The 19,903-nt window shown below is 42.6% G+C and carries 18 protein-coding genes; 2 read left to right on the top strand and 16 right to left on the bottom strand.

What is annotated here, in order from left to right; translation table 11 throughout:
- Window positions 1–270: 270 nt before the first annotated feature.
- The 12 genes from lysS to pth form a co-directional block, all read right to left on the bottom strand.
- A complete protein-coding gene (gene lysS / locus FD12_RS03240; protein WP_186825938.1) occupies window positions 271–1,758 on the bottom strand; it encodes a lysine--tRNA ligase in 1,488 nt (495 codons plus the stop codon).
- Between the two features lie 67 nt (window positions 1,759–1,825).
- Complete coding sequence (gene dusB / locus FD12_RS03235; protein ID WP_056981655.1) at window positions 1,826–2,833, bottom strand: tRNA dihydrouridine synthase DusB; 1,008 nt, start codon at window positions 2,831–2,833, stop codon at window positions 1,826–1,828.
- Between the two features lie 79 nt (window positions 2,834–2,912).
- Window positions 2,913–3,815 carry an Hsp33 family molecular chaperone HslO gene (gene hslO / locus FD12_RS03230; RefSeq protein ID WP_054747227.1) on the bottom strand — a complete coding sequence of 301 codons (903 nt, stop codon included), beginning with the start codon at window positions 3,813–3,815 and terminating at the stop codon, window positions 2,913–2,915.
- A gap of 73 nt (window positions 3,816–3,888) precedes the next feature.
- The gene (ftsH, locus tag FD12_RS03225) at window positions 3,889–6,009 is read right to left on the bottom strand and encodes an ATP-dependent zinc metalloprotease FtsH (RefSeq protein WP_054747229.1); all 2,121 of its coding nucleotides are present in this window, start codon (window positions 6,007–6,009) and stop codon (window positions 3,889–3,891) included.
- Between the two features lie 71 nt (window positions 6,010–6,080).
- Window positions 6,081–6,623 carry a hypoxanthine phosphoribosyltransferase gene (gene hpt / locus FD12_RS03220; protein ID WP_056981653.1) on the bottom strand — a complete coding sequence of 181 codons (543 nt, stop codon included), beginning with the start codon at window positions 6,621–6,623 and terminating at the stop codon, window positions 6,081–6,083.
- Entirely contained in the window at window positions 6,616–8,025 is a 1,410-nt protein-coding gene (gene tilS, locus FD12_RS03215; RefSeq protein WP_056981651.1) for a tRNA lysidine(34) synthetase TilS, read from the bottom strand. The genes hpt and tilS overlap by 8 nt, the downstream gene beginning before the upstream one ends.
- A 142-nt stretch (window positions 8,026–8,167) precedes the next feature.
- Window positions 8,168–8,644, bottom strand: coding sequence for a S1 domain-containing RNA-binding protein (locus tag FD12_RS03210; RefSeq protein ID WP_054747231.1), 477 nt, complete (start codon window positions 8,642–8,644; stop codon window positions 8,168–8,170).
- 167 nt (window positions 8,645–8,811) lie between these two features.
- The gene (locus tag FD12_RS03205; RefSeq protein WP_056981649.1) at window positions 8,812–9,222 is read right to left on the bottom strand and encodes an FtsB family cell division protein; all 411 of its coding nucleotides are present in this window, start codon (window positions 9,220–9,222) and stop codon (window positions 8,812–8,814) included.
- A gap of 93 nt (window positions 9,223–9,315) precedes the next feature.
- A complete protein-coding gene (locus FD12_RS03200) occupies window positions 9,316–9,588 on the bottom strand; it encodes an RNA-binding S4 domain-containing protein (protein WP_056981646.1) in 273 nt (90 codons plus the stop codon).
- The gene (locus FD12_RS03195) at window positions 9,578–11,161 is read right to left on the bottom strand and encodes a putative polysaccharide biosynthesis protein (RefSeq protein ID WP_056981644.1); all 1,584 of its coding nucleotides are present in this window, start codon (window positions 11,159–11,161) and stop codon (window positions 9,578–9,580) included. Before FD12_RS03195 ends, FD12_RS03200 begins: the two co-directional genes overlap by 11 nt.
- A complete protein-coding gene (gene mfd, locus FD12_RS03190; RefSeq protein ID WP_056981643.1) occupies window positions 11,151–14,684 on the bottom strand; it encodes a transcription-repair coupling factor in 3,534 nt (1,177 codons plus the stop codon). The genes FD12_RS03195 and mfd overlap by 11 nt, the downstream gene beginning before the upstream one ends.
- Before the next feature lie 16 nt (window positions 14,685–14,700).
- Window positions 14,701–15,261, bottom strand: a complete 561-nt coding sequence (pth, locus tag FD12_RS03185; RefSeq protein WP_054747233.1) for an aminoacyl-tRNA hydrolase — start codon at window positions 15,259–15,261, stop codon at window positions 14,701–14,703.
- A gap of 214 nt (window positions 15,262–15,475) precedes the next feature.
- Between pth and FD12_RS03180 the strand changes: the two genes are divergently transcribed.
- The gene (locus tag FD12_RS03180) at window positions 15,476–16,438 is read left to right on the top strand and encodes an L-lactate dehydrogenase (protein ID WP_056981660.1); all 963 of its coding nucleotides are present in this window, start codon (window positions 15,476–15,478) and stop codon (window positions 16,436–16,438) included.
- A gap of 203 nt (window positions 16,439–16,641) precedes the next feature.
- On the top strand, window positions 16,642–17,286 hold the full coding sequence (gene cbpA, locus FD12_RS03175; protein WP_056981641.1) for a cyclic di-AMP binding protein CbpA: 645 nt from the start codon (window positions 16,642–16,644) through the stop codon (window positions 17,284–17,286).
- Window positions 17,287–17,587: 301 nt separating this feature from the next.
- Here the strand turns inward: cbpA and FD12_RS03170 are convergent, their stop codons facing one another.
- From FD12_RS03170 to acpS, 4 genes are all read right to left on the bottom strand, one after another.
- Window positions 17,588–17,965, bottom strand: a complete 378-nt coding sequence (locus FD12_RS03170) for a type II toxin-antitoxin system PemK/MazF family toxin (RefSeq protein ID WP_054747235.1) — start codon at window positions 17,963–17,965, stop codon at window positions 17,588–17,590.
- Window positions 17,966–17,973: 8 nt separating this feature from the next.
- On the bottom strand, window positions 17,974–18,258 hold the full coding sequence (locus tag FD12_RS03165) for a hypothetical protein (RefSeq protein WP_054747237.1): 285 nt from the start codon (window positions 18,256–18,258) through the stop codon (window positions 17,974–17,976).
- 71 nt (window positions 18,259–18,329) lie between these two features.
- The gene (gene alr / locus FD12_RS03160; protein ID WP_056981639.1) at window positions 18,330–19,454 is read right to left on the bottom strand and encodes an alanine racemase; all 1,125 of its coding nucleotides are present in this window, start codon (window positions 19,452–19,454) and stop codon (window positions 18,330–18,332) included.
- Window positions 19,455–19,461: 7 nt separating this feature from the next.
- Window positions 19,462–19,818: a holo-ACP synthase gene (gene acpS, locus FD12_RS03155; protein WP_056981637.1), complete on the bottom strand. Its 357-nt coding sequence runs from the start codon at window positions 19,816–19,818 to the stop codon at window positions 19,462–19,464.
- Between the last annotated feature and the right edge of the window lie 85 nt (window positions 19,819–19,903).

Here is a 19,903-nt window from a genome sequence, read left to right as displayed (position 1 = left end):
GGAACGCCCTGCACATTTGTTTGTCGAAAATTTTGTTCAGTTTTCAAAGGTCTACAGCGTTGTTTTGAAAGGCTCAATGTCCTTCGCGACAACTATTTAAATATACCACGCTGTCTTTTTTGTGTCAATAACTTTTTTAAACGAAATCGCTTATCATGAATGTCACATGTCCGAAACAGCATCTATAAATATACCGAAAAATTAACTACACGTCAAGGGGAAATATAAAAAACACCCGTTAAAAAACGGATGTTCATAATTTAAGCTAAGTTATTCAGTTGTTGTGTTGTCTTCCGGCCTCATAGTTGGGAATAAAATGACGTCTCGAATCGAAGGCGCATCAGTAAGCAACATCACCAAACGATCAATCCCAATTCCAAGTCCACCTGTAGGCGGCATGCCATACTCCAAGGCTTCTACATAATCCTCATCAATACCTTCTGCCTCATCATTACCCTCTTGACGCTCTTTAACTTGAGCTTCAAAACGTTGCTTTTGGTCAATTGGATCATTTAATTCAGAAAAAGCATTGGCAAACTCATTACCAACAACATACAATTCAAACCGATCCGTAAAGCGGGGGTCGTCGTGATTTTTCTTAGCCAGTGGAGAAATCTCGACTGGGTGACCATAAATGAACGTTGGTTGCTCCAAAGTATTCTGAACTTTTTCTTCAAAGAAAGCGTTAATAATATGGCCAGTCTTCCACCATTTCTCATAATGGACATGATTTTCATCGGCAAGCTTCTTAGCATCGTCATCAGACATTGGCTTCCAAAAATCAATTCCCGTTACGTCTTTAATGGCGTCTACCATGTGCTCACGTTTAAAAGTTTGATTCAAATCGATTGTGTGGCCTTGGTAAGTAACCACATTATCATCCGTTACCGCTGCCGCTGCAGCCTTCAGAATGCCTTCCGTTTCATTCATAACATCATGAAAATCATAGTAGGCAACATATGACTCAAGCATCGTAAATTCAGGATTATGACGAGTATCCATTCCTTCATTTCGGAAAACACGGCCAATTTCATAAACCCGTTCCATGCCACCAACAATAAGCCGCTTCAAATGCAATTCCAAAGCGATTCTCAAATAAAGGTCAATATCAAGCGCATTATGGTGCGTGATAAATGGCCGGGCATTCGCACCACCTGCTTGATTATGTAAAACAGGCGTTTCAACCTCTAAATAATCATTAGAATCCAAATAATGGCGGATTGCGGAAATAATCTTAGTACGCTTTTGGAACCGATCAAAGCTATCCTGATTGGAAATCAGGTCAAGATAACGTTGACGATAACGCTGCTCCTTGTCTTTAAGACCATGATACTTATCAGGAAGTGGTCGAAGTGCCTTTGACAAGAATGTCACAGATTCGGCACGAACAGTCAATTCACCCATGTCAGTCTTGATGATTTGACCAGAGATACCTAAATGATCACCAATATCAGATCGCTTAAAAATGTGGTAAATATCTTCACCAACAATATCTTTTCGAACGTAGATCTGGATCTTGCCAGTTCGGTCCTTTAAGTCAGCAAAGCCAACTTTACCTTTGCCTCGCTTAGCAATCATCCGCCCAGCAACAGTCACTTTTTTGTCTTGGGCCATCAGATCGTCTTTATCAAAGCCATCAAATTCATCATGCAGTTGTTCTGCAAGATGAGACCGAACGAATCGGTGGCCGAAAGGATCAATTCCTTCCTCTCTTAATTCATCCATCTTCTGTCGACGAACAATCATTTGATCGTTCATTTCTTTATCTTTCGCCAATGTGAAACCTCCTAGGTGGTATTAAGCTATTAATAATCATAACACAAAATTATTGAGCAATTTGGTGATGGCGGGCATTTCGCTCAGCATTTTTCTCTAAAAATTCGTCAAAAATATCATCCATCGCTTGCTCACCGTCAGCGTTGACAAGGGCAACCTTGGTTCGTGCAGAGTGAGAGATCCCCTTCAAGTAATAGCTGGATTGACCCCTAAATTCATGGGAACCGGCATAATCACCCTTGAGTTCAACCAATCGATGAAGATGCTCTTTTGCAGTTGCAATTTTTTCAGCAGGAGTTGGTTCAGGCAACATTTCACCAGTTTCCAAATAGTGCTTAGTTTGCTTCAAAATCCAAGGATTGCCTTCAACTGCCCGACCCATCATGACAGCGTCAGCGCCGACTTCATCCAACATCTTTTTGGCATCCTGAGGGGTTCTCACATCCCCATTGCCCATGAACGGAATCGTCAACTCATTTGCAACCTGCTTGAGAATATCCCAATTAGCATGGCCCATATACATTTGTTTACGAGTCCGACCATGCATCGCCAAAGCAGCTGCCCCAGCTTTTTGAGCGGCAAGGGCATTCTCAACTGCAAAAATATGGTCTTCATCCCAGCCAGTCCGCATTTTGACCGTAACCGGCTTTTTAACGGCGTCTGTGACGTAAGAAACCATTTCGTAGACCTTCTTAGGATCTAGTAACCAGCGAGCGCCTGCATCGGTTTTAACCACCTTATTCACCGGGCAGCCCATGTTAATATCAATAATGTCGGCAGCGGTATTCTGATCAACAAATTTGGCAGCTTGAACCAGAGTTTCTTTAGTCCCGCCAAAAATTTGGATACTCATTGGATGTTCCTTAGGGTCGACAAACATCATGTCCAATGTCTTCTGATTCTTATACATAATTCCACGATCAGAAATCATTTCGCAAACAACCAGTCCAGCACCAAACTCCTTACAAATAATTCTGAATGCAGAGTTTGTCACCCCGGCCATTGGAGCAACAACCAAACGATTAGGAATCGTCACATCGCCAATTTTCCATTCCATAATTTCACCTCAAAATTCTAATGTCATTCGTCATAAAAATCCGTTTGCTATCTTATCACAAATTAAGTGGGATGAGTAGCTATTCCGATTTTTGGGATCGGGATTTTGCAGCGGCAATTATCGTTGCCAGTTCATCTTCATTGTAGTGATATTTGGATTGACAGAAATTGCAGGTGACATCAATTCCCTTGTCTTCTTTGAGCATAGTTTCAAGTTGAGGCACCGGGAGGCCTTCAAGATCGCGGCCGAATTTAACTTTTGAACAATTACAATAAAATTCAACCGGCATCTTGTTCAAGAAATGAAGGTTCCCCTTGCCAAAGATGTGTTCCAAGATAGATTCAGGCAATTCATCTGTCTTTAATATTTCAGAAATTGCTGGTAATGCATTGATCCGATTGACAATCTTTGTGATGGCTTCATCCTTGGCACCCGGAAGTACTTGGATGAGATAACCACCAGCTGTCTCAATTCCACCCTTTTGATCAAGCGTCACTGAAACGCCAACTGCTGAGGGGATTTGTTCGGATTGTGCCAGGTAATAAGTAAAATCATCACCAATTTCCCCAGAAGTTAACGGTACTGAGCTGGTATAGGGATCTTCACCTTCAGAAGTACGGGTAACTTCTACAAAGCCGTCCGTTCCAACGGCCTCGCCGATCGTCATTGCCTGACCAGCATCATTTGTGACCGGGACTTGTGGATTGTGCATGAAGCCCTTTACATGACCATTGGCATCTGAGTCTGCAACAATCTCACCCGTCATTCCCTTACCATTAATCTTTGCGGTGATCGCTTCATCATTTTTGTTGACCGAGGTTGCCAACATGGTTGTGGCAATCAATACCCTTCCTAAGACAACTGAGGAAACCGCAGAGGTATGATGATCCTTTTGGGCCGTTGCGACGTTTTGCTTGGCATTTACTGCGTATGCTCTAAAAAGGCCATCTGTTGATGTTGCCTTAACTAAATAATCGTCCAATAAAATACACTCCCGTCATAATAAAAACGAGTTTAGAGATGTCAACCACCCTAAACTCATTTTTGATATTTAATTATTCGTTATTGTCATCATGATGTTGACTATCGCTTTCACTTGAATTATCTGGCTTAGAAGCGTCACTGGTGTCATTTGGTTGAGTGTCATCAGAAGATGATGATTCACCTTGAGTATGATCCTTTTCCATTTGAGCTTGACGTTCTGCTTCCTTACGTTCCAATTCACGTTTAGCTTCTTCAAAAGTAGCTGCTCGTTCGCTTGGGAAATCATTGGTCTTAGAACTTTCAGGCATCTTACCCGTGTTCCAGAGAGACAAGATTTGTTTCTCATCCAACGTTTCGTACTTCAAAAGCGCCTCGGCGATAATCTTATGCTTATCACGGTGTTCGTCAATGATCTTTGTAGCCGTTTCATGGGCTTCATTAGTCAATCGACGCACTTCATCGTCAACAGCCGCAGCGGTTGCTTGAGAATAACGAGGACCATAGGTATCCTGAGCAGGATTTTCCAATTGAACCGGTCCTAATCGTTTACTCATCCCATACTGGGTTACCATTGCCCGAGCAATATTAGTTGCTTGTTCAAAGTCATTAGAAGCGCCAGATGATTGTGATTTGAAGATGATTTCTTCAGCTGCACGACCACCCATTAAACCAGCCATCTGTTCCATGGCATCCTTCTTAGACATCAACTGTTGATCTTCTCGAGGCAGCATAATGGCATAACCACCAGCACGACCACGAGGCACAATTGTTACCTTGTGAACAACCCGAGCATCATTCAAAACCAGCCCAACAACTGTATGACCGGCTTCATGATAAGCCACGGTTTCTCGTTCTTCTTTAGAAATAACTCGATTCCGTTTGGCCGGACCGGCAATCACCCGATCCTCGGCTTCATCGATATCACTGGCATCAATCTGAGTCTTATTACGACGCGCAGCAAGCAACGCGGCTTCGTTCAATAAGTTAGCCAAGTCGGCACCAACGAATCCCGGAGTTTGTTTAGCGATCTCATGGAGATCAACATCATTTGCCAAGGGTTTGTTATTAGAATGGACCTTCAAAATAGCTTCACGGCCATTGATATCAGGTCGACCAACCAAAATCTTCCGATCAAAACGACCAGGACGGGTTAAGGCTGGATCCAAAACATCGGCACGGTTGGTAGCAGCAATGACAATAACACCTTCGTTACCGCTAAAACCATCCATTTCAACCAGTAATTGGTTAAGGGTTTGTTCACGTTCATCGTGGCCACCACCCATGCCGGCACCACGGCGTCGTCCTACGGCGTCAATTTCATCAATAAAGATAATGGCTGGAGCAGCTTTTTTGGCTTGATCGAACAAGTCACGAACACGGCTGGCACCAACACCAACAAACATTTCAACGAAATCAGAACCAGAGATTGAGTAGAACGGTACGCCAGCTTCACCGGCAACGGCTTTGGCCAGCAACGTTTTACCAGTACCAGGAGGCCCCTCAAGTAACACACCATGGGGAATGGTAGCTCCCAAAGTTGTGAATTTACGTGGATCTTTTAAGAATTCAACAACTTCAACAAGCTCTTGTTTCTCTTCCTCTTCACCTGCAACATCCGAGAAACGAACCTTGTTTTGCTTACTATCGGCAGGTTTGGCTTTAGACTTGCCAAACTTCATCACACCGTTGTTGCCACCGCCTTGGCCACCTGCTCGACCCATCATCATGTAGAAGAACCAAACAAACAATAGTAGTGGTAAAACGTAAACTAAGAGATTAACCCAGAAACCACTGGATTCCTCTGGCTTAGCGTTCATTTTGACATTGTTAGCCTGTGATGCCTTGGTAATTTCAGCAATTGAGGAGTTATTCTCGAGAACTGTTGTGGAAAACTTCGTAACTTCTTTCGATTGACTTTGGTTGCCACCAATTAAAAATCCAGTGGCGACCTTTGCCTTTTGGCCTTGTCTATAGGTTCCTGTAATCTTATAGACGCCACCTGAAGGCTGAATTGAAAAGCTTTTTACTTTGTCATCTTTTAAATTCTTAACAAATTGGCTGGATTGAATTTCTTGCGACTGAGTATTGTTGTTATTACTGCCACTAAAGAAGTAAAAAACACCCATTACCAATAAGAATATGACAATGTAAAACAGACTATTTCGGAAAAGCCCATTTTTATTCGAGTTCATCAACGTCCTCCTCAAAAATATTATTTCATGTTGATAGTCAAGATACTACCACAATTGACCTTTTTTGACCATTAATTGTTTGTATAAATTTCTGGCTTCAAGACACCAATGTATGGAAGATTACGATACTTCTCATCATAATCCAAACCGTAACCGACCACGAATTCATTTGGGACCTCAAAACCAATGTAATCGGCATGGGCGTCAACTGTTCGTCTGGCAGGCTTATCCAACAACGAACAAACCTTAATGGTGCTTGCTCCGCGAGCCTTTAATGTGTCCAAAAGGAACTTGAGTGTCTGCCCTGTATCAACGATATCTTCAACGATCACAACGTCTCGACCTGAAACATCTGTGTTGATATCCGTAATCAGCTCGACATCCCCAGATGATTCCGTTCCGCCATGATAACTGGATACATCGATAAAATCAATTTGCATGTATGTATCAGCCGCGCGGACAATGTCAGTCATAAAGAACGTGGCACCCTTCAGCACGCCAATGACAACTGGAAATTTACCCTGATATTCTTGTTGAATCTGCTTGCCAAGTCGATGACAGGCTTCGCTAATCTGTTCCTGACTATATAAAACTTTTAAGATATCGTTATCCATTTTTAATTCCTTTTCCCTTTAAAAAGTTAATTTGACCTTTTTCAACTAAGTATAATGTTTGTCCATTTTCAATGGATTGGGTAATTGAAACACTTTTGACGCCAAGAACAGCTAAAGTTTGGTGTTGTGAAGTTTGTAATAGCTTGACACGATCACGAACTTCATTTGGCAACTTGGCATTAATCAAAACTCGACTCACTTTTTGGCTGCCGCCACCCTTCAGCTGAAGCTTATCACCCGGTCTTGGCGAAACGACACTAAGTGGTAAATCGATTCGAGGTAATCGTAACTCGGTGATTTTTTGTTGCTGATTCTCAGGGCGACTAGAGAAGATGCCAAATTGATAACCGGTTCCAATTGAATACCAACGATCTAATATTACCATAAATCCGGTTTTGTTTTCACGATTTATCGCTGGATTTAGGCTTTTTTTAGTAATTATTAACTGTTGATACCGCTTGACTGCCCGCCACTGATTTGCGAGGTCAATCTCGCCCTGGGGCTTCTTGGGATTATCAATCAACTTCAAAATGTTTTGAAGCTGTTTGACCGAAACATCCTCAATTTGAAGTCGGTCCAACAGAATCATTTTGATCACCGAAATTCTAACATTGTCGGAATTGTTTCTCAACTTCTGAAGTGCAATGCTTGCTTGTTGATCACCAAATACGCAAACCTGGTCAACTTGTCGGCTCAGTAATTCATTGAGTGACTGAATCGTCGTTTGCAGCTGATTTGAATAATCCAACACGTGCATCAACAATTGTGGATTCTCTTTTTTTAACAGCGGCACAACCTGATGGCGGATCCGATTTCTTTGTACAGTCAACTGACTGTTGGTTTTGTCCTCGAACCATCGGATGTGGTGGGCAACAGCGAAATCCCGAATAGCTGTTTTGCTGAACGACAACAACGGTCGAACAATCATCCCCGTAGCAAAAGGCCGGCTGGAAGAGATACCAGTCAGGGATTCCAGTTGCCCACCTCGGATCAGCTTCATGATGACTGTTTCCACTAAGTCATCGCCATGGTGTGCGGTTAACAAAACGTTGGCATGGTATTCTTTCAAGACCCGTTTAAAAAAACGATACCGAAACGTTCTGGCCGCGGCCTCAATTCCATTATTTGGATGCTCAAACGTTGGCCATTGAATGGCGGCCAACGCGATACCATGTGCTTTGCAAAACTGCTGAATAAAGGCTGTTTCCCGTTTACTGGCCGGCCGCAGTTGGTGATCAACATAAGCAACAATTATTTTCGGCCGGTCATCCCTTAACCCAGCAATCAAATGAAGTAAGGTCATAGAATCCACACCCGTTGATACGGCAATGACCACCGGTTGCCCCGGCTGCCACCAGTGGTTTTGAGAAACTATTCGACTAAACTTTTCTTGCAGATCCACAAAAACCTCCTGTCAATAACAAAGGAACTGGACCACACTTTCGTCTGGATTCCAGTCCCTTTGTTATTCAACGATCAATTACTGGTCAACCTTCATCATTCGGGAAATTCGATCATGATTAACCGCTCAACTCTTAAATAACTTAGCTGCGACGACCACCACGGCCACCACGCTTACCTTCAGTGTTCTTTCGAAGAGTTGACAGACGATCTTCACTTTCCTTAAGGAATCCAGACATCATATCGTCAAAACTTTCTGGATGATTGCTCGAATGGGCATTATGATTTGAATTATTATGTGAATGGCCACCACGATGCTCGTGGTTATCATGGCTTTCATGAGATTCGTGACGTTGATGATCACCATGAGATGGCTCTGCATGATGTGATTCAGAAGCTTTACGAATTGAAAGGCTGATCTTATTGCCATCAATCTTAAGGACCTTGACGGTTACCTCATCGCCAACTTTTAATACATCATGAATATCTTTAACAAATCCGTCGGAAACCTCACTAATATGGACTAATCCAGTTCGATGGTCACCTAAATCAATAAATGCACCAAAATTTGTAATTCCTGAAACTTTTCCAGTTACTTTTTCCCCAACTTCAATTGCCATGTAAAAATATGTTCCTCCTACTGTGATAGTGTTTCAAGTATAGCATATTTTGCTTTCAGTCGTGCAAACAATTTAGGTCTGCCTGCTCAAAGCAATTCATCAAAATTACCAAAGACACAACAAACCGGCTGTGATCAAAACAATGGTTTTGTTCAGCCGGTTAAAGGTCATTCTGCATCGTCATCGTTAACATCTTTAGGCGCTTGATTAGGGAAACTATATACCGTTTCCCCAGGTTTAGTGTAATAATAGCGATCGCGAATAATTTTTTCCACGTAACTCTTATCATTTAACTGAGCGACCTTAGCATGCAACACTTTGTTGGTCGCCTTTTGATGTTGATATTTCTTTTCTTGGCGAGTGATTTGAACATTGACATCAGCGTAATTCACTTTGGCACGAATAATTTGCACGGCAAAAACAATTGCGAATAAAGAAAAAATTCCAATAATCATCAATGCTCGCTTCTTACGTCGATTGCTCAACGTTGTCACGGCCTGATTTTGACTCATTTCAATTTCGCGGCGTTTGGTGAAGTCGTTTTCCAACTTTTTAATTTTGCCATGTTCTGATGTCATACTAAATCCCCCGATTTAATCACACATTCTATGAATAAATTATACCAACAATATACAATTTGTCCATGCAATTCCGGAGGTTTATTAATTTAATTATTCGTTTTTGTAATCGCGTTCATACTTTTCTGAAGTGATCTCATACATTCGTTGAGCATCATCTTTTTTGGTTGTGTCAAGTAACTCTTTAACTAAAACCGTTAGTGTCTTGTTACCAAACTTAATGGTGACTTCGTCGTTAGACTTCACATCAGAGGATGATTTAGCGACTTTACCGTTGATCAAGATCCGACCCTTGTCAGCAATCTCTTTGGCGACCGAGCGACGTTTGATGATTCTGGAAACTTTCAGAAATTTATCAATTCTCATTAGAATTTGCTCCTTTAATTTTGATGAATCGGCTAACCATTGGGATTGTCAGCCATTCCCGTAATGTAAAAACATTCAGCCATTTGCAACCGATGAAAAAGATTCCCATTCCAAGTGGCACACAGATCACCGTAATTACAAACGATTCCAGACGACTGTTCTCAACCAGATCTGCCAAATTGATCCCGGTTGCAACCAGCCAAACGCTGGCAGCCATTACAATTAAGATCAGGATCAATTTCCCAAACTGTTGGCCAGAAAATAATTTCAGCAATTCGTGACTGGTCATCGCTATAAGAACAAGCAGCATGATCGCCAGACTCGCGACAGTTGAGTAACTCGACCCAATGATGCCAAACTGATCCACCGCTAACCGGTTGGTCAGAATCTTGAAGAGAAATCCAATGATAATTGCTGCCATGACCGGGGTATAAATATTCTGGCTCTGAAGAATCGTATTGACAACAAACAGCATGCTCGCAAACACAATACTTAGGCAATAGACACTGATTGTCAAGTTAAGTTCCCCACTTGAAAATAGCAGCGTGTTGATTTGAGGCATTATCACAAATAACCCCACACTCATCGCGAGCGATAACGCAAAATTAACTCGAAAACTAGTCGTTGCAATGTGTCCAAAAGTTACATCCTGTCTTTTCTTATTGGCCACTGCCAAGCTTGGCATTACCGCAGTCACAGAAGCAGTACTGACGACCAGCCCCATTTGAACTAATGTCTGGGAACGATCATAGATCCCTTTCAAGTTCTGTGCATGCGCCAGCGAATAGCCGATATCCCGCAGCCCTGACACCAGGGTAAATGAATCGACCAGCTGGAGCAGTAACATCACCGCTGTTACTAAGCAAATCGTACCGCCTTCCAACAATACTCGATGTAATAAATGAGCTGTCTGATCTGGTTTGCTTGGCCTGGGAATATCGGCTTTTTTCACCCAGCTCCTCACAATCATCAGGGCGGCCAAACCCGCAATCGGTGCTGAAAGCATTGCAATCGTCCCCATTTTGTACGGGTTAACTAAACTTCGTGCGGCCCAAAATGCCACCGCCAAAATAACGGTTACTCGGATGACTTGTTCAACAACTTGAGAATACGCGGTCGGCTTCATGTCCAACTTACCCTGAAAATAACCCCGCCAGCTAGATAGAAATGGAATTAACAGAAACATCCAACTAACGGCCCGAATGACGGGCAGTAATCGATCATCAGCCATTGCATGGGACATAATTCCAGCCCCAAATTGCAGGATACAAAAAATGAATCCACAAATAACCCTCAAAACAGCCTGAATGCGATGCACGAGCGCAATTTGATCATTTGGATCGGGGGTATCCGCCACTAATTTAGATATAAAAACCGGCAACCCCGTCAGTGCAAACGTCATCCCAATTCCATAGATCGGGTAAATTTGTTGGTAGACATAAAAGCCAATGTTTCCAACCATATTTTGAAAGGGGATTCGATACACGGCACTTAATAACTTGGCGATAAAGGAAGCAACGGTAAGCAATAGTGTTCCTGCCAGTACTTGTTTTCTCTTGGATTTATTTTTCATCCGCTTTTACCTTCGCCGCCTGATGTGCATGGCGGGTTTCGGTGAGTTGCTTGACCAACGAAATCATTTGTGCCAACCAATTCTTCATGTTCGGCTGGACGGTCAATTGAATGACATATTGATCATTCTCTGTATTGATCGTTGCTCGGAACTTAGTTTTGGAAATCGCTTCAAGTAATTCTTTACTTTCAAATGCCGCATTAGCCCGTGGGGAAAAGGTGATCGTCACTTTCGGCGCAGCTTGGTGAATCTTCTCAACTAAAGCATAATCCGCATACATCTTCAACTCCGCGATATCTAATAGGTTGCCAACTACTTCGTTGTAATCACCAAAACGGTCCACTAAGTCGTCCTTTACTTCGTTCAATTGATCCTGGTTTTCAATTTGGCGAATCCGCTTATAGATTTCAATTTTTTGCTGATTGTCTTCAATATAATCACTTGGAAGATAGGCTTCGAGATCCAGCTCAATTGTGGCATCGGTCTTGTATTCGAAATTCTTGCCTCGTTTTTTGGCGACCGCGTCAGACAACATTTGGGTATATAAATCATAACCAACTGAATCAACGAACCCGTGCTGTTGCTTTCCGAGCAAGTTACCTGCTCCGCGAATAGACAGATCTCGCATCGCAATTTTGAAGCCGGACCCCAACTCAGTGAAGTCCCGAATGGCTTCAAGCCGCTTCTCGCCAATTTCTGTTAACACTTTATTGGGCTTGTACATAAAGTATGCATAAGCCACCCGACTGCTCCGGCCAATTCTGCCTCGCAGTTGGTAAAGCTGTGATAAGCCCATTCGATCGGCATTTTCCACGAACAAGGTGTTGACGTTGGGAATATCGACCCCCGTTTCAATAATTGTTGTCGTAACCAGGACGTCGTATTCACCATTAATGAAATCATACAGAATATCTTCCATCTGGTTTTCAGACATTTGACCATGGATATAGCCAACCCTGGCTTCGGGCACCAGTGCACTGATTTGCTCGACCGTCCGCTCAATATCCTCCACTCGGTTGTGAAGGTAGAAGACTTGGCCGCCTCGAGACATTTCCCGTTCAATTGCTTCACGAATGGTTCCGGCATTCTGCTCAATGACATATGTTTGAATCGGATAACGGTTAGACGGTGGCGTTTCAATGACCGACAAATCCCGAACGCCCATCATCGACATGTTCAAAGTTCTCGGAATTGGCGTCGCAGTGAGTGTCAAAACGTCAACATCAGAACGCATCTCTTTGATCCGTTCCTTATGCTTGACGCCAAACCGTTGTTCCTCATCGATAATCAATAACCCCAGATCATTAAAATGGACATCCTTAGACAGCAGTCGGTGGGTGCCGACAACCACATCAACGGTACCATTCTTTAAACCAGCCAAAGTTTCTTTCACTTGGGCCGTCGTCTGAAATCGAGACAGCACCCGCACTGTGATCGGATAGTCCCCAAAGCGGTCAAGCATGGTCTCGTAATGTTGCTGAGCCAAAATTGTCGTCGGCACCAAAAAAGCCACTTGTTTGCCAACTTCGATCGCCTTAAATGCAGCTCGTAATGCCACTTCGGTTTTTCCATAACCAACATCGCCAACCAATAATCGATCCATCGGGTGTTGACGCTCCATGTCACGCTTGATTTCAGTGGCACTCCGCAGCTGGTCAGGGGTTTCGGTATACGGAAAGCTTGCCTCAAATTCAGCTTGAAGCGAATCGTCAGGCGGGTAAGCATAACCCTTTTCCGATCCCCGTTTGGCATACAGTTCAATTAGGTCATCAGCGATATCTTCAATTTTTGAAGCAACTTTACGCTTGGTCTTGGCCCATTCACCGCCACCCAATTTATTAATTCGGGGATGCTTGTCCTCAGATGAGACGTATTTTTGAATTAAGTTTAATTGCGTTACCGGAATAAAGAGTTTAGCGCTGTCCCGATAAGAAATGGTCATGTAATCCTGGTGCTTGCCATCGACCTCCATGGTTTTCATGCCCTCATAGCGGCCAATCCCATGGTTCACATGAACAACATAGTCACCAGGCTTGAGATCCGTATAGCTTTTAATTCGTTCGGCATTGTTAAACGTCGTTTGCCGCGGCCGCTTTTTGACGACCGTACCGAACATCTCTTTTTCAGTAATAATCACTAGATTCGAAATCGGTAATTCAAACCCGTTATCTAAGTTGCCTGAAATCAATTGAACTTTATGCGCCAATAGGTGGTCCTGATCGGTTTCGGTGGCTTGGATTTCGAAATCTGAAAGTGTTTGGGCAACTTTTTGCAGCCGCTTTTCTTCTTGAACCATGATAATGACGGTTGTGTCCTGTTTCTGCCAACGTTTAATTTCGGTGCGTAACATCGGCATTTGAGAAAAGAACTGTTGCATTGGCCGCACGGTAATATCTTCAATCGCGCTTAACCGCATGTGGCCCAAACCCTTTTGAAACAATGACAGAATAAGCGTGGCATGTTGGTTCTTTTTGAACACATTTTTGAAATCATTGGTGTAGCTGGTCCCTTTTAGAACCTCATCGTGTTTAATCTTATCTGCCAACCATTCGTCATCATCACTGCCAAGTTGCGCAACGGCATCCGTAATTCTGGAATAATCATCAAATACGACCACCCCATTATCATCCAGGTAGTCGATCAATGAATAATTATGATCGTAAATCATATCCGCAAATAACAATAACCGGGGATCTCTGAGCCCATTTTCCAAATCCACAATCTGCGGTTCCAAATGATCGGCCAGCTTTTTTGCGTGGGCTTCATCTAATTTCTTCTGCTCGGTGGCCAACCGCTGCCGTAACTGCGTAACAACTTGCTGCCGTTGTTCATTGTCCATCAACAAGTCCGTGGCCGGTAATATCTCAATTCGCTTGATGGTCTTAATACTCCGCTGATTGGATACATCAAAGGTTCTCATCGAGTCAACTTCGGTATCGAAAAAGTCGATTCGGACAGGATCCTGATGGTTAAGTGGGAAGATGTCTAAAATTGATCCCCGAATCGAAAAATCACCCGGCGCGGCAACCAGTTTTTGAAAAACATAACCCATTTGATGAAGTTGCAATTTAATCTTTTCAAGGTCATATTCAGAATCCATGTCGATCGTTAAATTAGCTTTCAAAAATTGTGACTTGGATGGCACCAATCTGCGAATTCCGGAGACCGACGTCACGATGATTGCTGGTTCGCCACTTGCCAGTTTATTTAATGCCAGCACGCGTTGCGATTTATATTCAGGAGAACTGGTGGCAAGTTCGGCAGCTCCCATTTCTTCAACCGGGAATTCGAACAATTGATCATCATCGATAATATTTGCTAAATCATTCACCAATTGGTCAGCATGAAAAAGCGTGTCGACTACCACTATGATCGGCCGCTGCGTTGAGTTAATTAAATTGTTCATTAAAATTGTCCGGGCAGACCCGCCAATTCCAGTGATCAGTTGCCGACTCCCCGGCTCTAACCCCGAAATAATCTCAGCGTACTGGGGAATCTTCGTTAATAATTGATCTAATCGCAAATCAATCGTCCTTTCACTAGTTATAACGATTTTCGAGTTCCGAAATCGAAAGACCATCTACCCAGTCGTCTAATGCATTCACTGCATGATCAGCAGCCTGTTTGAATACAGGAACTTGATCCTTACTGAAGCGCCCCAAAACGTAGTTAACAACACTATTGGATTTGTCAGGATGCCCAGTCCCAACCCGCACGCGGGTAAAGTTCTCGGTTCCCAAATTGGCAATGATACTCTTAATTCCGTTATGGCCGCCAGCGGATCCTTTGTCTTTAACCCGGATCTTTCCAACTGGCAAATCCATATCATCATGCACGATTACAACATTTTCGACCGGAATATCAAAATAGTCCATCAACGGTTTCACGGCAATTCCGGAATCATTCATAAAAGTTGTTGGTTCAACGACAATCACCTTTTCACTGTTAATGAAGCCGGATCCGTACTTGGCATTCATTTTCCTGGTTTTAATATTAATATCATGGCTTTGGGCAAATTGTTCAACCACCATGAATCCGGTATTGTGTCTGGTCCGATCATACTGAGGGCCGATGTTGCCTAAGCCGACGATCATTTTCATTCTTTTTTCCTCACATTTCTTCCAACACAAAAGGCTGAACAAGATCCGTTCAGCTGTTGTTAGATTTAACTTAACGCGACAATTATATCATATTCAGCCTTGCAAATGCTCAAAACCTATTTTCTGAAAAAACATTTCAAAATGTGAAAAAATGTCTGAACGAATAAACTTTTGCATGGTATACTTTTGTAGTATGAAAAAATAAATTTTGGAGATGATTTGTTTGGCTCAGAACCGTCAAAAAGTTGCATTAATTGGTGATGGCGCTGTTGGTTCATCATACGCATTTGCAATGATGCAACAGGGACTTGCCGAAGATTTTGTAATCGTTGATGTTATCAAGAAACGTACTGAAGGCGACGCACTTGATCTTGAAGATGCTCAAGTGTTCACTGCCCCAAAGAATATCTATTCAGGTGATTACAAGGACTGTGCCGATGCCGACTTAGCAGTTATTACTGCCGGTGCCCCACAGAAACCGGGTGAGACTCGTTTGGATCTTGTTAACAAGAACTTAAAGATCATGCAAGCCATCATCAAGCCATTGGTTGATTCAGGATTTAAGGGAATCATTTTGGTTGCCGCAAACCCAGTTGACATTTTGACTTATGCCGCTCAACAGTTCTCTGGCTTCCCAAAGGACCGCGTATTCGGAAGTGGAACTTCATTGGATACGACCCGTCTTCAAGTTGCGTTGGCTAAAAAGCTTAACCTTAACCCACAATCAGTTGATGCCTACATCATGGGTGAACATGGTGATTCAGAATTTGCTGCTTATTCTGCAGCCCGAGTTGGCGGCGAACCATTCTTAACTGCTGCCAAGCGTGCTGGATTATCAACCGATGATTTAACAAAGATCGAAGACGATGTTCGTAACAAGGCATACGAAATCATCAACCGCAAAGGTGCTACTTTCTACGGTGTTGCGACTGCTTTGATGCGAATCTCTAAAGCCATCTTACACGACGAAAACACAGTTCTTCCTGTCGGTGCACCTGTTGATGGTGAATATGGTCTTCATGACTTGTATATTGGTTCACCTGCCGTTGTTAACGGTTCAGGCATCGCCAGCGTCGTTGAAGTACCACTAAACGATGACGAAGAAGCCAAGATGCAAGCATCCGCAAAGACTTTGAAAGAAACCCTTACAAGTGGTATGGCTAACTTAAAAAAGTAACCACCATTGAGATGACTTCAATTCCAAGTCTTCATTAACGTATATTCAAACAAATGACTAGGGTAATTTATATTGCCTTGGTCATTTTTTTATCGCTTTTCTCATTATTTTAAATATTGGTGAGAATGATCGTTGGTAAAGGTACTTTTCTAAAAGCCTGTATGTTATTATGAACGTATACAGGTTAAGTTGGAGGAATAAAAATGTTATTAAAAACACTTGTGAAGCCCAAGGAACGATTAGTGACTGTTAAAGAGGACGCAACCTTGGAGGAAGCGCTCAAAACGCTTGAAGATTCCGGTTATCGTTGTGTGCCAATCTTGGATGAAACGGGCACGATCTTCCGTGGCAACATTTATAAAATGCATATCTATCGTCATAAATCACGCGGTGGCGACATGTCACTACCCGTTACAACGTTATTAAAGAATGCAACAAAATTTGTTAACGTTAATTCAGCTTTTTTCCAAGTCTTCTTCTCAATCAAAGATTTGCCATACATCGCTGTTTTAGATGATCGGAATAACTTTTACGGTATTTTGACTCATACCCGGCTTCTCGATATGCTTTCTCAATCTTGGAATGTCAATATTGGAAGCTATGTCTTAACCGTTGTTTCCAGTGGTGAACGGGGTGATTTGGAAGAAATTGCCAAAATTATCACTAAGTACACCAACATTGCCAGTGTCATTTCATTGGACGCCCAAGAAGGCGAACTCGTTCATCGAATTATGTTCACCCTCCCCGCAGAAGTTGACCAAGATCGACTCAATCGAATCATTGCGGCATTGGAACGGAAGGAATTCCGTGTCCCAGAAGTTGAAAACTTGAAGGAAGAAAATAAATAAGTTTTCGATACGACCTAATGATTCATTCAGCTCCAAACACTGAGATAGATGTGTTGATTGAATCATTTAAGGGAAAAAGTAGTGCATTCTGATTTTGAAATGCACTGCTTTTTACTTATCCGGACGGGATCAACTATTTCAGCTTTTTCCAAATAACGATTGTCATTCACAATTACTGATTGAGAATAATTATAAGAGCTCTCGTCTAGAATCCAAGATCAGGATCCTAAACGGGAGCTCTTATAGAAACGCCATAAATTATTGCGTTTCCTTACGTTTTATTCTATGTATCGATCTCTCACTAATTCTTAATCATTCCGAGACTGATTTTGATTGCTTTATCGACCTTATTCATCTTCGCATTATCGAGGTGAGTTACCTTGTCTCTCAACCGTTGCTTATCAATCGTTCTGATTTGCTCCAGTAAGATAACAGAGTCTCGCTCAATGCCATCGCTCACCGTAATCCCAACATGGGTTGGCATCTTTGGCTTGGAAATTCTAGCGGTAATTGCGGCAACAATAACGGTTGGACTGTAGTGATTACCAATGTCATTTTGAATAATCAGGACAGGTCGCATGCCTCCCTGCTCGGAACCAATTACAGGTGAAAGATCCGCGTAGAAAATGTCTCCACGCTTAAATATCGTGTCACTCACCCTTGCACCTCCCATCGTCATCAATCGAACTAATGGAAATTTTGCAATCCTTGACGATACTGAGTCAAATGAACATCAGCGTCTTCTTCACAACAAGAAAAATCATGACTAATTTCACGGTTTAAACTAGCCATTTCACGATAACCTTTCATTAATCCGTTGATGACTTGCGGGTCGTCAAAAAAGTAATTGATTGCAACCTCAACTACTGCACTCTCGGATAGGCCAACTGTTGAACAAAATTGCTCCAAACGATCTGCAATTCGATCATTGATCATAACTGAAAAATGCCTTTGATTAGTTGCTTTATCCATCGTAATTTCCCCTATATCTCAGATTACTTCACGTTCTAATATACCATGAAACTCATCAGAAAACAGTAACGTTATACATATTTTCTCTTAAGACGGTCACTAAAGCCGCAAATCACTTCGTAACTGATTGTCCCAAGATACTTGGCAACATCGTCGGCAGTAATTTGTTTATCGCCGGAATGCCCAATAATTGTGACCGGTGTTCCATATTCATAAGACTTTGGTAGCTTAATCATAAATTGATCCATGCAAACCCGACCAACAATTGGACACCACTGGCCATCAACTAAAACGGAAAAACCCTGCAGCTTTCGAGGGACGCCATCCGCATAACCTACTGGCACCGTGCCGATCCATTCGTCATCTTGTGCAGTGTAAGTGGCCCCGTACCCAATTGACCGGCCCTTTTTAACAAGCTTCACATAAATTAAGCCAGCCTGCAATGATAAGGCTGGATGAATCTTATAAGGCAATTGAGTAATATCAGTTCCCGATGGATTCAAGCCATAGGTCGCTATCCCAAAGCGGATCATATTCCCATCACAGGCTTTATGCCACAAACTAGTTGCAGAATTAGCAACATGAACGTACTTGGGACGCTTAGCCACAACGGCCATCAACTTATTGAAATTATCGTACTGATAATTAAAGTAATCGTCATCTGGGCTGTCGGCAGTCGCAAAATGCGTAAAGATCCCTTCGAAATTCATCACATCGTTCAAATCAGTTAACACCTGAATGGCTGCTTTTAGTTCGTCAGCGTACTGAAATCCGAGTCGACCCATTCCGGTATCCAATGCCAAGTGAACATTCAGCAACGTTTCACTTGGCACTTGTTTTAAAGTAATTGCTGCTGATTTTAACCACTCCGTAGAACTGACTGTCAACGAAATGTTATGGTCACGAGCAATCGCTGCAAATTCTGGATCCGTAATGCCTAATACGAGGATTGGCTCGTTAAAGCCGGCATTTCGAAGCTCAAGGGCTTCATCTAGTAAGGCGACACAGAAACCAGTGGCGCCAGCTTTTTCTGCAATTCGGGCTACCTGAATTGCGCCGTGACCGTATCCGTTTGCCTTTAGAACAACAAATAAATCTGTTCCCTCGTCCGTATGTTGCCTAGCATTCTTAACATTCTCAAATATAGCTTGTTGGTTAATCACCAATTGAGCGTTTCTTAAAGTCCCGACTACCATTACCTCATCACCTATTCTCTAAAATAACTTGGGTTATTACCATACTGTCGGTATGAGATATCGACACAAACGCATTTCCGTCAAATGGATGAGTATAAACGATTGGCTTACCGTCTTGATTGTTGAGAATTGCTAAGTCTTGAAACCGAACTTTTTTGCCCAGACCGGAGCCATATGCTTTGGAATATGATTCTTTTGCAGAAAAGCGACCAGCGATATACTCATAACGTCGTTTTTCAGACAATAAATCCAATTGCTGAATTTCAGCCTCCGTCAATACCCGGTTAATGAAATGATGATTTTTCTCAACTGCAGCCTTGATTCTGTCAATTTCAGTAATATCAATTCCAATTCCAGCAATCATCAAAAATCCCTCACATATCAAGAAAGCTACACTACATAATACCACAAAAAGGGCATGATTAAAACGAGATTCACTTGCGAACAGC

The sequence above is a fragment of the Lentilactobacillus rapi DSM 19907 = JCM 15042 genome, from assembly GCF_001436255.1.
In the GTDB taxonomy this organism is placed as follows: domain Bacteria; phylum Bacillota; class Bacilli; order Lactobacillales; family Lactobacillaceae; genus Lentilactobacillus; species Lentilactobacillus rapi.
Note: the sequence above shows the minus strand (reverse complement) of the source record. Positions and strands in the feature narration are given on the sequence as shown.

Excerpts from the sequence above, each read along its gene's own strand:
- lysS (WP_186825938.1), bottom strand. The coding sequence starts at position 1,758 with ATGAACGATCAAATGATTGTTCGTCGACAGAAGATGGATGAATTAAGA.
- dusB (WP_056981655.1), bottom strand. The coding sequence starts at position 2,833 with ATGGAATGGAAAATTGGCGATGTGACGATTCCTAATCGTTTGGTTGTT.
- ftsH (WP_054747229.1), bottom strand. The coding sequence starts at position 6,009 with ATGAACTCGAATAAAAATGGGCTTTTCCGAAATAGTCTGTTTTACATT.
- hpt (WP_056981653.1), bottom strand. The coding sequence starts at position 6,623 with ATGGATAACGATATCTTAAAAGTTTTATATAGTCAGGAACAGATTAGC.
- FD12_RS03210 (WP_054747231.1), bottom strand. The coding sequence starts at position 8,644 with ATGGCAATTGAAGTTGGGGAAAAAGTAACTGGAAAAGTTTCAGGAATT.
- FD12_RS03205 (WP_056981649.1), bottom strand. The coding sequence starts at position 9,222 with ATGACATCAGAACATGGCAAAATTAAAAAGTTGGAAAACGACTTCACC.
- FD12_RS03200 (WP_056981646.1), bottom strand. The coding sequence starts at position 9,588 with ATGAGAATTGATAAATTTCTGAAAGTTTCCAGAATCATCAAACGTCGC.
- FD12_RS03195 (WP_056981644.1), bottom strand. The coding sequence starts at position 11,161 with ATGAAAAATAAATCCAAGAGAAAACAAGTACTGGCAGGAACACTATTG.
- pth (WP_054747233.1), bottom strand. The coding sequence starts at position 15,261 with ATGAAAATGATCGTCGGCTTAGGCAACATCGGCCCTCAGTATGATCGG.
- FD12_RS03180 (WP_056981660.1), top strand. The coding sequence starts at position 15,476 with ATGATTTGTTTGGCTCAGAACCGTCAAAAAGTTGCATTAATTGGTGAT.
- cbpA (WP_056981641.1), top strand. The coding sequence starts at position 16,642 with ATGTTATTAAAAACACTTGTGAAGCCCAAGGAACGATTAGTGACTGTT.
- FD12_RS03170 (WP_054747235.1), bottom strand. The coding sequence starts at position 17,965 with ATGACGATGGGAGGTGCAAGGGTGAGTGACACGATATTTAAGCGTGGA.
- FD12_RS03165 (WP_054747237.1), bottom strand. The coding sequence starts at position 18,258 with ATGGATAAAGCAACTAATCAAAGGCATTTTTCAGTTATGATCAATGAT.
- alr (WP_056981639.1), bottom strand. The coding sequence starts at position 19,454 with ATGGTAGTCGGGACTTTAAGAAACGCTCAATTGGTGATTAACCAACAA.
- acpS (WP_056981637.1), bottom strand. The coding sequence starts at position 19,818 with ATGATTGCTGGAATTGGAATTGATATTACTGAAATTGACAGAATCAAG.